The 13,145-nt window shown below is 46.7% G+C and carries 9 protein-coding genes, 1 tRNA gene and 1 pseudogene; 3 read left to right on the top strand and 8 right to left on the bottom strand.

Annotated elements, in window-relative coordinates; translation table 11 throughout:
• Positions 1 to 10: 10 nt before the first annotated feature.
• Both pckA and CSHOW_RS02910 read right to left on the bottom strand, forming a co-directional pair.
• The gene (gene pckA / locus CSHOW_RS02915) at positions 11 to 1,588 is read right to left on the bottom strand and encodes a phosphoenolpyruvate carboxykinase (ATP) (RefSeq protein ID WP_002948323.1); all 1,578 of its coding nucleotides are present in this window, start codon (positions 1,586 to 1,588) and stop codon (positions 11 to 13) included.
• 18 nt (positions 1,589 to 1,606) lie between these two features.
• A complete protein-coding gene (locus tag CSHOW_RS02910) occupies positions 1,607 to 3,427 on the bottom strand; it encodes a biotin/lipoyl-containing protein (protein ID WP_002948321.1) in 1,821 nt (606 codons plus the stop codon).
• A 109-nt stretch (positions 3,428 to 3,536) separates the two neighbouring features.
• Here CSHOW_RS02910 and CSHOW_RS02905 point away from each other — a divergent pair, with 109 nt between their 5' ends.
• Complete coding sequence (locus CSHOW_RS02905; protein ID WP_002948318.1) at positions 3,537 to 4,544, top strand: hypothetical protein; 1,008 nt, start codon at positions 3,537 to 3,539, stop codon at positions 4,542 to 4,544.
• A 521-nt stretch (positions 4,545 to 5,065) separates the two neighbouring features.
• On the opposite strand, the gene CSHOW_RS02900 is transcribed toward CSHOW_RS02905, so the two are convergent.
• From CSHOW_RS02900 to CSHOW_RS02880, 5 genes are read right to left on the bottom strand one after another with little or no spacing between them, the layout of a single operon-like run.
• Positions 5,066 to 6,496 carry a DUF4139 domain-containing protein gene (locus CSHOW_RS02900; protein WP_002948316.1) on the bottom strand — a complete coding sequence of 477 codons (1,431 nt, stop codon included), beginning with the start codon at positions 6,494 to 6,496 and terminating at the stop codon, positions 5,066 to 5,068.
• Between the two features lie 51 nt (positions 6,497 to 6,547).
• Entirely contained in the window at positions 6,548 to 7,873 is a 1,326-nt protein-coding gene (locus tag CSHOW_RS02895) for a TRAP transporter large permease (protein WP_002948315.1), read from the bottom strand.
• A complete protein-coding gene (locus CSHOW_RS02890; protein ID WP_002948313.1) occupies positions 7,870 to 8,451 on the bottom strand; it encodes a TRAP transporter small permease subunit in 582 nt (193 codons plus the stop codon). Before CSHOW_RS02890 ends, CSHOW_RS02895 begins: the two co-directional genes overlap by 4 nt.
• Positions 8,452 to 9,792, bottom strand: coding sequence for a sodium-dependent transporter (locus tag CSHOW_RS02885; protein ID WP_002948312.1), 1,341 nt, complete (start codon positions 9,790 to 9,792; stop codon positions 8,452 to 8,454). It lies immediately after the preceding gene.
• A 2-nt stretch (positions 9,793 to 9,794) separates the two neighbouring features.
• Positions 9,795 to 11,132, bottom strand: a complete 1,338-nt coding sequence (locus CSHOW_RS02880; RefSeq protein ID WP_002948311.1) for a sodium-dependent transporter — start codon at positions 11,130 to 11,132, stop codon at positions 9,795 to 9,797.
• 272 nt (positions 11,133 to 11,404) lie between these two features.
• Between CSHOW_RS02880 and CSHOW_RS02875 the strand changes: the two genes are divergently transcribed.
• Positions 11,405 to 11,704 carry a F0F1 ATP synthase subunit C gene (locus CSHOW_RS02875; RefSeq protein ID WP_002946023.1) on the top strand — a complete coding sequence of 100 codons (300 nt, stop codon included), beginning with the start codon at positions 11,405 to 11,407 and terminating at the stop codon, positions 11,702 to 11,704.
• A gap of 47 nt (positions 11,705 to 11,751) precedes the next feature.
• Positions 11,752 to 11,835 (top strand) — tRNA-Leu (locus CSHOW_RS02870).
• A 452-nt stretch (positions 11,836 to 12,287) separates the two neighbouring features.
• On the opposite strand, the pseudogene CSHOW_RS02865 reads toward CSHOW_RS02870, so the two are convergent.
• Positions 12,288 to 13,141, bottom strand: a pseudogene (locus CSHOW_RS02865) (universal stress protein).
• Between the last annotated feature and the right edge of the window lie 4 nt (positions 13,142 to 13,145).

The following is a 13,145-nucleotide window of genomic DNA, read 5'->3' as shown; positions in this document are numbered from 1 at the left end:
CCCTTTAAATTTAAGCCTTAGGGCCGGCTTTTGCGTATTCTACGCCCTCTTTTACGTCCTCGTAGCGTTTGAAATTCGCCTCAAACATGCTCGCTAGCTTATCGCGAGTAGCGACATATTCGCTCTTATTTTCCCACGTGTTGATAGGATTTAGCAGCTTTGTCTCGACGCCTGCGAGCTCTTTTGGGATCGCGAGGTTAAATTTTTCGAAATTTTCAAATTCGCACTTTTTGATGCTGCCGTCAAGGATCGCGTTTATGCATGCGCGAGTGGCTTTGATGCTCATTCGCTTGCCCACGCCGTACGCGCCGCCGCTCCAGCCTGTGTTTACCAGATAGACGCTGACGTTATGTTTATCGATCTTTTCGCCCAGCAGCTTAGCGTAAACGGTCGGGTGTAGCGGCATAAACGGCTCGCCAAAGCACGCGCTAAATGTCGCCACGGGCTCGGTGATACCGCGCTCGGTGCCTGCGACTTTGGCCGTATAGCCACTTAGGAAATAATACATAGCCTGCTCTTTAGTAAGCTTTGCGACCGGAGGCAAAACGCCGAACGCGTCGGCGGTTAGGAAGATGATGTTTTTCGGATGGCCGCCCGCAGAGCTTGGCTCGTAGTTATCGATGTGATAGATCGGGTAGCTAACGCGGGTGTTTTCGGTCTTGCTGCCGTCTTTGTAGTCCACGACGCCAGCCTCATCTGCGACCACGTTTTCAAGCAGCGCGTCGCGTTTGATCGCGGCGTAAATTTCAGGCTCGCTGCTCGGATCTAAATTTATGCACTTCGCGTAGCAGCCGCCCTCGAAGTTAAATATCCCTTCATCGTCCCAGCCGTGCTCATCGTCGCCGATTAACTTGCGGTTTGGATCGGTTGATAGCGTCGTTTTGCCCGTGCCGCTTAGACCAAAAAATAGCGCCGTGTCGCCATCTTTGCCCACGTTTGCCGAGCAGTGCATGCTTAGCTTGCCCTCAAGCGGCAACCAGTAGTTCATCATCGAGAAAATGCCCTTTTTCATCTCGCCGCCGTACCATGTGCCGCCGATAACGGCGACGTTTTCCTCGACGTTAAAGATAACGAAAACGTCAGAGTTTAGCCCCTGCTCTTTGCACTCTTCGTTTTTGCATTTGCACGCGTTGTAAACGACGAAATCAGGGCTAAATTTAGCCAGCTCCGCCTCGCTTGGACGGATGAACATATTTTTAACAAAATGCGCCTGCCACGCGACTTCGGTTACGAAGCGGACCGATTTTTTGCTCTTTTCGCTAGCGCCGCAAAATGCGTCCTGGATAAAGATTTCCTTACCGCTTAGTTGGGCTTTTGCCTTAGCTAAAAGCTTATCGAAAAGTTCTTTTGAGATAGGCTGATTTACCTTGCCCCAAGCGATATATTTTTGGCTCGGGTCTTGCTTTACGAAGTACTTATCCTTTGGGCTGCGACCCGTAAAGATGCCGGTATCGACCATAAAGGTACCGTTGCTTGACACGCGTCCCTCGCCCATAGCCTTTTCAAGCTCGAAAAGCTCGTCGTAGCTTAGGTTGTGGTTGATTTTTTCGATATCCTTAAGACCTAATTTTTCTATTTCGTTTACCATTTTTCTTCCTTTTTTGGATTAAATTTTCGCTAAAATTTGACCGTTTGCTACGGTTTGTCCTTGCTGTACCTCGATAGACGTTACCAGCCCGTCTTTTGGGGCGTTTACGTCTATTTCCATCTTCATGGCCTCTAGCACGAACATCCTTTGCCCCTTTTTCACGCTATCGCCCACTGCGACTAGGATTTTAAACACGTTTCCAGGAAGCGTGCTTTTCACCGGCTCGCCGCTGCCGCCGGTCGTTTTGGCCGGAGAGAGCTCCGGAGGCGGCATGTGCGCTACGCTTGCGGGTTCTACGCTTTTTATCTCGGCTTTGCCGTCAGCGTCCGCGACCTCGACGTCAAATTTTTTGCCGTTTACGGTGACGCTGTATTTTTCGTTTATCGGAGTTTTCGCGCGAGGGGTCGGCACGCTCGTTTCGCCCGCGTTTGTCGATTTTTTTCGGATATTTACTTTGCCTTCGCCTTTTAAAAACGCGATGCCTTTTTCCTTGCACGCCGCAGCGATAAAGATATTTTCCTCGCTAGGCTCGATGCCCTCTTTTTTGAGTAGCTCGCGCGTAAATTTAAGCGACTTGCTCTCGTCTTTGTCCGCGATATCCATGGCGTGCTCTTTGGTCGGCTTTAAATTTAGCTGCTCGCTAGCTAGCTTAACCACGCTCTTATCTGGCTCCACAGGCGTTTTACCGAAATAGCCTAGTACCATTTTGCCGTAGCCCTCGGCGATCTTTTTCCACGGACCAAACATCACGTTGTTAAACGCCTGCTGGAAATAAAACTGACTAACCGGCGTCACGCTCGTGCCGTAGCCGCCCTTTTGCACGACTTCGCGCATAGCAAGGATAACCTCTGGAAATTTATCCAAGATATTATTATCACGCATCATTTGGGTATTTGCCGTTAGCGCGCCGCCTGGCATCGGGCTAAACGGGATGAGCGGGCTAACCTGCACGGCCTCTGGCGGCAGGAAATAGTCTTTCAAGCATTCACTGAGCACGCTTTCGTATTTTAAGATTTTCTCCACGTCAAGCCCACCCAGATCGTAGCTTTTGCCCTTAACGGCATGCAACATCGTTAGGATATCTGGCTGACTGGTGCCGCCGCTAACAGGGCTTGCGGCTAGATCTATGCCGTCTGCGCCAGCCTCTAGAGCGGCCATATAGCAAGCGACGCTAACGCCTGCGGTTTCGTGAGTGTGGAGTCTGATGTGGGTATTTTGAGGGAGGAGTTTGCGAGCCATTTTGATGGTCTCATATACTTTTTGCGGACTAGAGGTGCCGCTGGCGTCCTTGAAACAAACGCTGTGATACGGTATGCCCGCGTCTAAAATTTCGCGCAAAATCCGCTCGTAAAACGCCACGTCGTGCGCGCCCGAACAGCCCGCGGGCAGGTCCATCATCGTGACGACTACTTCGTGCTTTAGTCCGTGATGAGCGATACGTTCGCCAGAGTATTTTAAATTTTCCACGTCGTTTAGCGCGTCGAAGTTTCGTATCGTGGTCGTGCCGTGCTTTTTAAAGAGCTTTGCGTGCAGATCGACTAGCTCGCGGCTGCCCGTATCTAGCGTCACGGTATTTACGCCGCGGCTTAGAGTTTGCAGGTTTGCCTCAGGTCCGACCGTTTCGCGAAATTTATCCATCATCGCAAACGCGTCTTCGTTTAAATAAAAATAAAGGCTCTGAAATCGCGCCCCGCCGCCAAACTCAAAGTGTGTTATACCGGCCTCTTTAGCCGCGCTAACCGCGGGCAAAAAGTCCGCCATCGCCACGCGCGCGCCGAAAACCGACTGAAAGCCGTCTCTAAAGGTAGTATCCATAACGTCTATAAATTTTTTCGCCATTTTGCCGCCTTATAAAATTTCAAAATCGTGCTAATTTTACCTAGTTTTAGATTAAGTGGATATAATAAAATCAAAGCATTATCACAAAAATGTTTAACGAAGGGAGCAAATGCAAGAGCGCACGCTAGAAGAGCTTTATAAAAAGCTAAAAGAATTTGATAGATTGGCCGACAAAGAAGAGTTTTTGTTTGACGAGATAAGAGACGCCGTAGAGGCGCAGGATTTGGCGTTTGCCGCGCAAATTTGCGACTTTGTTTTAAACGACGAATTTGAAAAATTCGGCGCGTTTTTAAGAACCAGAGCGCTAATGTGGCTCACGGACTATATCGTGCAAAATTCAAAAGAAAACAAGAGCGAATACCCAAATTTCGACGACTTTGTAGACTGCCTGTGGAAATTTAAATGGATCGTCTCGGGCGTCGCTCAAAGCTCTGTGATAGAAAAGGAGCTCATAGACGAGGCAAACGAAGCGATGCTATTTTACTACGAGCGCATGGAGCTCTCGCTAGCCTCATACTACAAGGCCTTGATGAATCAAAACATCGATATGGGCGATGCTAGAGAGGCAAGGGCAAACTACGAGCTGTGGAAAAAGCTAGCCAAAGACGATATGGCCGACTGCGAAGCATGCGAGGCCAGCGACGAGATCGCGTATTTAAATTTTGCCGGCGAGCATGAGGCCGCGCTGGAGCTTGCCGCGCCGATACTCTCGGGCGAACTAACCTGCGGCGAAGTGCCTCACACGACCTACGCGCCGATACTTTTTAGCATGATTAAAACAGGCAAGATAGAGGAGGCGAAAACCCTGCTACCCAAGGCCGCGGCGACGATCGAGTCAAATCCTCGCGTCATAAATCAGATCGCGCCGCTAATCGAGATCGCCGTTAGGCTGGACGAGCGCGAGACGGCGCTAAATTTGGCTCACAAACACTCCGCGGCGATACTTGAGGGCAACGACGATCTAAACGACCTGCGATTTTTTATCGCAGTTAGCGCGTTTGGCGACGAAAACGACTATAAAATAGCCGTAGAGATAGCGGGCAAATTTGACGCTAGAAACGGCAACACATACTACTCGGACTACCTGAACGAATTTTACGCAGAGTTTGGTTTTTAGCTTTTGCGGGTTAAATTTGGCGGGTAAATTTGGAGTTAAATTTATAAAATTTGACGCGCTGAGACCCGCATCTTGAAAACTCAAAAATTTGGTTTTTAAATTTGACGCTATGCGTTTAAATTTCTCTAAACAGAAATAATTCTTTGAAATCGTCTTACTTCTTTGTTAAGGGGGAAGGGGCTTGAATTACGAAGTCGCTCCCTTCCCCCTTAACGGATCCCCCAACCCCTACGACGTGAGAGGTTGCTGCACTACGTGCAGGTTCAAATTTGCGCTATCGCGCCGTATGTTTTTAAATTTGGGCTTTCAGGGTGCGGGTCTCGGTGAGTAAAAATTTGAAGTTAAATTTGCAAATTTGACTTCAAATTTGAGCGTAAAATGATAAGGCGAAGTATTTTTGTTCTAGACGAGGCGCTTTTAAATTTGGCGACGGGAGTTACCATATGGGTAATGACCGAGCCAAATTTAAAAACAACGAAGTATAGGGCAAAAAGACAAGCCGCAACAAGAAATTTACAATCTTACTCGCTCGGCTTAGTTAACTCATATGAGAAATTTACTTCCTTGCTCTCGTTCGGCTTAAGCGCAAATTTCCACGTTATCTTGCCGTCTTTGCCGATTTCGTTTTCTTTCGGGTCATTTTTCACGCTCACGCTTACGCTCTCATGCGTGCTAACTGGCACTTGCTCCTCTAAAACCACGTCCCAAGCGAGTTTCGAGCCGTTTTTGACGCTATATTTATACCCGCGCGAGATCTTGTTTTTCGAGCCGAAAAACGACTCTTTCGTATATTCGCCGTTGGCTTCTTTTTTCACGCTAACAAGCTCGTTTTTGCCGAAAAACTCCTTCGCCTCCTCGCCCGCGGCGTAGCCTACGTATCTTTTGCCGATATTTATACCGTCAATCTTAAACTCGCTTTGCGCGCCCTCGATGCTTCGCTCCGGCTTAAACGCAGCTCTAACAAAAGCGCCCGCGCTGCCGTAGCCGTCGATCACGAGGTCAAATTTAGCATCCAGGCTCTGCTTGTCGTAGGCAAAATCAGCCGTTTCGTCCGCTTTTAGACTCACGCCCTCGATGCGCCATGCGTTTGCGAGCGCGTTTTGCTCGTTGCTCGACTGCACGTCTTTGACGCTACTTTTCTTTGCGGGTGCCCTAGTCACGGCCATATCGGCGCTCGCCTCCATCATCGGCGCGGCTGCTAGCGGCATCATATTTCGCGGCTTTGGCTTACCCTCATAGCGCGGATAAAACGGCGCTGGCGTCAAATTTGACGAGTAGTAAAACGGATAAAGCGCGATCGTTAGGGAGTTTAGATCGATACCCAGAGGATTTGTCACGGTTAAATTTTGCGAGATTTCGACCTTGCCTTTTGCGACGTCGGCATGGATTTTATTTTTCAAACTTACGCTAACGCCCACGGGATAGGAGATCTTGACCTGTTTTGGGTCGCATTCGAATTTCAAATCAAGCTTTTGGAAATTTTTAACCTCGGTCGCGCCCATTTTCTTTTTCAGCTCATCGATTTGCTTTTTGGTTTGCGAAATTTGAGCTAGATTTTTTAGCACCGCTTCGTAAAATTTATCGCCGTCGGCGTCCAAATTTGCGACGCTTTGCTCTTTAAAAGCGGGAAAATTATTTAAAAAAGCGTTTTTGGAGTTTAGCGCGTTTAGCTTGTCGTTTAGCTCTTCAAGCTCTTTTTCGTTTTGCTTAAATTTAGCGTAGGTCTCGTTTTCTGCAGGCTTTGCTTCGTTTAAATTTAGGCTCACTAGCTCGCACGACGCGGCCACGTCGATATCCTCAAGCTCGACGAAATCGGGCAAATTTAGGCTAAATTCGCTTTTTTGGTTAGTGAAATTTTGATGGATAAATGAGGCGTTTTTGTAGATTTCTATCAGGTTGCTTTCGGCGCTCGCCATCAGCGCAAACGCCGAAACTAAGGCTATCTCTCTCATTTTCTCTCCTTTGAGTGAATTTAAGAGATTATAGCCTTACAAAGATAAATTTTAGCCTAGCAAGATAATCGTAAAGATGATCAAAACTAAAATTTGCAGTCCGATAAAAGGCACCACGCCGCGGTAGATGTCGGAGGTCTTGACCTCGGCGGGCGCCACACCTTTTAGATAAAAGAGACTAAAGCCAAATGGCGGCGTGAGAAACGATGTCTGTAAATTCATTGCGATAACGATAGCAAAATAGAGCGGATTTATGCCTAAATTTACGGCTATCGGCGCTAAGATCGGTAGCACGATATACGAAATCTCGACAAAGTCTATAAAAAATCCTAGCGCAAAAATCGTAATCATCGATAAGACGATAAAGCCCCATTTTTCGCCCGGCAAATTAGACATCACTTCTTCAACTATCTCGTCGCCGCCGGTGTAGCTAAACACCATCGAAAACGCCGTCGCGCCGATAAGGATAGTAAAGACGATGGCCGTGGTTTTGACGCTCTCTTCGAGCGCTTCTTTTAGCATTTTAAACGAAAAAGTTTTGTAAAAAACCGAAAGCAAGATCGCGCCCACGCAGCCAAACGCCGAGCTCTCGGTCGGCGTAGCGATGCCCTCAAATATCGAACCAAGCACTAACACGACAAGTACTAGCGGCGGCAAAATCGCAAGAATAGCGTTTAAAATTTGCTTTGATTTAGGCATATCGCTCTCTACTACGACAGGCGGCGCGTAGTCTTTTTTAACGTAAGAGACGATGAGGATATAAGCTATATAAGCGCCAACTAGCGCAAGACCCGGATATATCGCCTCACGGAAAAGATCGCCTACAGGCACCGTAAATACGTCGCCTAGGATAATCAAAACGATCGAAGGCGGTATGATCTGCCCAAGCGTACCCGAAGCACAGATAGTGCCGCAGCCTAGAGCCTTGTTGTAGTTGTACTTTAGCATCACGGGCAAGCTCATAACGCCCATAGCTACGACGCTAGCGCCCACAACGCCCGTAGATGCGGCTAGCAGCGCGCCCACCAAAACAGTACTAATCGCCACGCCGCCGCGAATCTCGCCGAATAAAAACGCCATAGACTCGAGCAATCTCTCGGCTAGCTTGGTCTTTTGTAAAATAATGCCCATAAAAACGAAAAGCGGCACGGCGATGAGGATTTTATTTTCCATTATCGAGTAAATGCGGTAAGGCATAAAGTTAAACGTCTCTTTAAATATCTCAAGCCCGCCCATAAAGCCGTTACCGTCGCCAAAGCTCTCGACCATACCGCCGATGAGTCCGAAAATAACGGCTATCGCGCCAAAGGTAAATGCGACGCTAAAGCCGATAGCAAGCATAAAAAGCGCGGCTAAAAACATTACGATGCCGGTCATTTTCTATCTCCTTGTTGCGCGGTTTTGCTTAAATTTGCGTCAAATTTGCCTGCCTCGCTTAAATTTGACCCGGCGTCCAGATAGACGTTTAGCCACTTTATAAAGTATCCGACGCTAAAAAATATAAGTAGCCAAAAGCTAAACGGTATAAATGCCTTGATAACCCAGCGATACGGCAAACCGCCGGGATCGGCGCTACCCTCGCCGCTCTCATACGCCTCTATGACGTAGTCCCAGCTCAGCCACGCGACCAAAAGCGCAAGCGGCAGGATAAAAAGGATAACGCCAGCCATATTTATGAGCGCTCTTTTCTTTACGCTCATCTTTTCGTAAAATATATCCACTCGCACGTGCGCGTCGTCTTTTAGCGCGTAGCTCATGCCAAGCAGGATGATGATGCTAAAAAAGTGCCACTCGAGCTCCTGAAGGCCTACGTTGCCGTATTTGAAAAAATATCTCGCCGTAACGTTAAAAAAAACATCCGCAATCATCAAAAACATCACGAGTATACAGACGTAGCCCACGATGTCGCCTAATTTATCGAAAAACCTCTCTACTTTTTTTAAATTTCGTTCCATTTAACTCCCCAAAATTTGTCTTATCATTATCGCTAAAATGCAAATCGGCGCGACGAATCGCAGTAAAAAATACCAAATTTCAAAAACCGCCCTACCCATATATGGCAAAAATAGCTCCTCTAGGCTGCCTCTTTTCATCGCGTAGCCGACAAATACGGCAATCACGATACCGCCCAGCGGCAGCATGATATTTGAGCCAAGATAGTCTAAAACGTCAAAAAATCCCTTGCCGAAAAAAGTGAGCGCATCTTTAAATTCAGTAATATTTGAAAGCGCACAAAGCGTGCCCAGGCAATAAACGCAAACGCCAACGATCGCGATAGCGCCCAGGCGAGGGATCTTAAACTCGTTTATTAGATAAAAAACGAGCGGCTCGACCATCGAAATAGCCGACGTAAGCCCCGCAAAAATAAGCGCGGTAAAAAAGGTAAAACTTAGGACGTTTCCCATCGCTCCTAGCTTAGCAAACAGCGTCGGTAGCGATATAAACGCAAGTCCCACGCCCTGGCTAGGCTGCTCGCCGTACTCAAAAACAAAGGTAAAAACGATGAGGCCGATGACGACGCTAACAATGATATTTAGCGCGACGACGTAGAGCGAAGAGGTGAAAAGATTTGTCTTATCGTCTAGACTTACCGAATATGTCGCGATCGCACCGATACCAACGCACATCGTAAAAAACGCTAGCCCAAGAGCCACAAACACCGCCTCGCTCGTGATCTTAGAAAAATCAGGCACTAGCAAAAACTCCGCCGCCTGCGAAAATCCGCCCATCTGCATCGAGTAAATCAGCATAAAAATAAGCAATAAAAAAAGCGTCGGCAAAAGCCATAAATTTATGCGCTCGATGCCGCCTTTTATGCCCTTTGAGAGGATGAAAAAATAGGCAGCGAACGCGATGCTAAAGTATAAAATTTGACCCGAGATATCAGAGCTTATAAATTTGCCGAAATTTTCGCCCGAAACCGCGATACTTTGCGGAAGCTCGCCCAGCGACAATACCGAGTACCTAATAACCCAGCCGATGATGACCGTATAAAACGACGCGACTAAAACGCCGGTTATCATTATGACGCCGGCATACCCCCAAAATTTGCCGTTTTTAGGAGCGAGCGAGCGAAAGGCGTTAACCGGATCGGCGTTTGAAATTTTACCCATCGCCATCTCGGCAAAAAATATACTAAGCCCGACCGCAACGGCAAAAACAAGATACAAAAGCACGAACGCCGAGCCGCCGTTTGCGCCGACCATGTATGGAAATTTCCATGCGTTGCCAAGTCCGATAGCGGCACCCACGATGGATAATATAAATCCGATTTTAGAAAATTTATCGCTTGCCACGCTTAGCTCCTTAGCGCATTTATCGTGATGATGACGATACTGATGGGAGCGACAAATCTAATCATAAAATACCAAATTTCAAATACGGCCCTGCTCATATACGGCCCAAAAAGTATGTAAAGCGCGTCTTTTTTGATCACAAAGCCAACGAAAATCGACACCGTGATGCCGCCTATTGGCATGATAATGTTTGAGCTAAGAAAATCAAGGCAGTCAAAAAAGCTCTTACCGAAAAATACCAAATTTTCTTTTATACCCTCGATGCTTGAAAGTATGCACAAAATGCCCATGCAGTAGATAAAAACGCCGATTAGCGCGAGGGCTTTTTTACGAGAAAAGCCAAACTCGCGGATGAGATAGTGCGTAAACGGCTCTAGCATCGAGATGGCCGAGGTAATGCCTGCAAAAAGCAGAGCCGAGAAAAACGCGAACGCGAGCACGTGTCCGAGAGTACCGAGTTTCGCAAACAGCGTCGGCAGCGAGATAAACACGAGCCCCACGCCTTGACTAGGCGTCGCGCCAAACTCAAACACGAAAGTAAAGATAACAAGCCCCATCAAAATGCCCATCACGACGTTTATCACGACGATGATGATCGAGGAGCTAACTAGATTCGTATTATCAGGCAGCGACGCAGAGTAGACGATGATGACGCCGACACCAAGAGACAGCGTAAAAAACGCAAGCCCAAGCGCGGTTAGAATACTGCTCACGCCCAGTTTTGAAAAATCAGGAACCAGCAAAAATTTGGCCGACTGCACGAAGCCGTCCATCGTAAACGAGTAGCCAAGCATGATGATAAGTAAAATAAGAAGCGAAGGCATCATCCAGACGTTTACGCGCTCGATGCCGCTTTTTATGCCCTTTGATACGATAAAAATACAGAGAAAAAATACGATCGTGAAGTAAAAAATTTGAGACGCAGCGTCGTTAGCGTAAAAACTGCCAAAAATTTTCTCCGAGGCCTCAACATCCTTTGGCAGCTCGGTTATTACCATAACTGCGTATTTTAGTATCCATCCGATGATGACCGTGTAAAAAGAGGCGATGATGATCGCGCCAATCATCGTAAAACCTGCAAATTTCCACGCTTCTTTGCGCTTTGAAGCAAGCTTTTTAAAGGCGTTTACGGGGTCAGATTCAGAAAGCTTACCGATAGCTATCTCGCCGAAAAATATCGCAAGCCCGATAAAAAACGTCATAAAAAGATACAAAAGCACGAAGGCCGAACCGCCGTTTTGACCGACTAGATACGGGAATTTCCACGCATTTCCAAGCCCCACCGCAGAGCCTGCAACGGCTAAGATAAAGCCGATTTTAGAAAATTTATCCTGCGCCAAATTTAACCTTAGTATTTAAAATTTCAGAAGCGAGGCTAGCATAAAAAAGCTTTTAAAATTCTAATTTTTAAATAAATTCGTGGAAAAACGAAACATCGCTGAAATTTTTTGTAAATTTGTAGCACTGCGCGTGGACAAATTTGACGAACAGAAAATTTATGAAAATTTTTCTCGGTTTTAAGTAACTCAAAGCTAAATTTTTATAAAATGCGCTCTCAAAGCTTCAAAGTAGGGGTCTGATCCGAAATGGCTTAAATTTACAAGGAGACTTTATGAAAAAAGTTGTTTTCTTAATGATGGCAATTGCCAGCTTCGCGTTTGCGGACGGCGGCGAAATGCTAAAATCTTACTCTGTTCTTGCAGCAGCAGTTGGTCTAGGCCTAGCGGCTCTTGGCGGCGCTATCGGTATGGGAAATACCGCATCTGCGACAATCTCAGGCACAGCTAGAAACCCTGGTGTGGGCAGCAAGCTAACTACGACGATGTTCGTTGCTCTTGCGATGATCGAAGCGCAAGTTATCTACGCACTAGTTATCGCACTAATCGTTCTTTACGCAAACCCAATGTTATAATCTCGGGCGGGCTCGTCCCGCTCTTTCTACTTTAATTTAATCTACGTGCGACCTTGGTGGAACGGTAGACACGCTACTTTGAGGTGGTAGTGCCGAAGGGTGTGCGAGTTCAAATCTCGCAGGTCGCACCATTATGATCTTATCAATCCCAACAAAAACTCTTCAAGCTATCAATGATTGAATACTGATTATATAGAACAAGTATATACATGCAATCATTTTTTGTTCGTATTTGCCATCACTCACGATCAAATTTAAAAAAACAGTTTTCAAATTTGAAATATATTTTATTAAATTTAGCGCCTTAACACTTTAGGCAACCGCAAAATATCAAATCAAAAAATTAGGTTGAAAAATTTCCAAAAAAGGCAGTTGTCTCGCAAGATAAATTTAATCTGCTTATTCATATTTAAAATTATAATAATAGTAAAGCATGGAAAACGGAAAGTATCAAATTTAATCGGCAAGAGCCTGGAGTCAATTCTAAAATAAAAAAGCAATCGAACTCCTATAAGAAGCTGATCGCTTAAATTTACCTCGGAACCAAACGTCAAAATTTAAAAATTCAGCTCCGAATTTTGTCTTACATAAAGACCGGTATCGTCGTATTTTTAAGGAAATATCTCGAAGTACCACTCAAAAATATCTCCAAAAAGCCGTTTTCGCCGTATCTACCAGCCACGATCAGGTCAAATCCACCATCTTTAGCGTTTCGCAGCAGAGCTTCGCCTGGTACCGAAGTCGTGCTAACAACCTCGTAAGTCGCCTGTATGCCGTGCAGTTTTAGATACTCTTCTAGTTTTTTTAGATTTTCCTCTGCGCTACCGTCGCCCGAATGCGGCATGCAAGTGATACAATGCACCTTTTTAGCCTTTTTTAGTAGCTCGATGGAGCTGCTCACGGCGCGAGAGTTTTGCGTCGAGCCGTTCCAGCTAACTAGGATGTTATCAGCCTTAAAGCTCGTTATGCGCCTTGGTATCGTGATGGCCGTTTTGCCGCTTTTTAGCACCGCCGCCTCAAACGTGCCAGTGATCTTACCGTCAAGCGGCACTGCGGCAACTACCATATCGCAAAATTTAGACTCCTGCTCAACCACCACGCTTCGCTTGCCGCTTTTTGTTGTAAATTTAGCCGTCGTCTTGCCCTCGATCGGCTCGTCGCTGACCTGCACGTCAAGCTCTTCGCAAAGTTTATGAAAAATGGTCTCGTTGCGCTCGTGCTCGACGCCAAGCTCCGCTTTCGCCGCCTTTAAAAACTCGTCATAAAGCACGCCGCCTCGAAGCGTCATTTTCATATTATAAACGACGCCTGATCTAGCTGGCAAGCCAAAATCTCGATGTGACTCTTGAAATGCTTAGCGACCAGCAAAGCCCCTCTGATACGCTCTTTTACGTCGTCGCCCGCGCCGATTGGGAAAAATATTTTTTTATACTGCATCGTT

The sequence above is a fragment of the Campylobacter showae genome, assembly GCF_004803815.1.
GTDB classification, from domain to species: domain Bacteria; phylum Campylobacterota; class Campylobacteria; order Campylobacterales; family Campylobacteraceae; genus Campylobacter_A; species Campylobacter_A showae.
The sequence above is the reverse complement of the archived record's forward strand: the minus strand, read 5'-3'. Positions and strand labels throughout refer to the sequence as shown.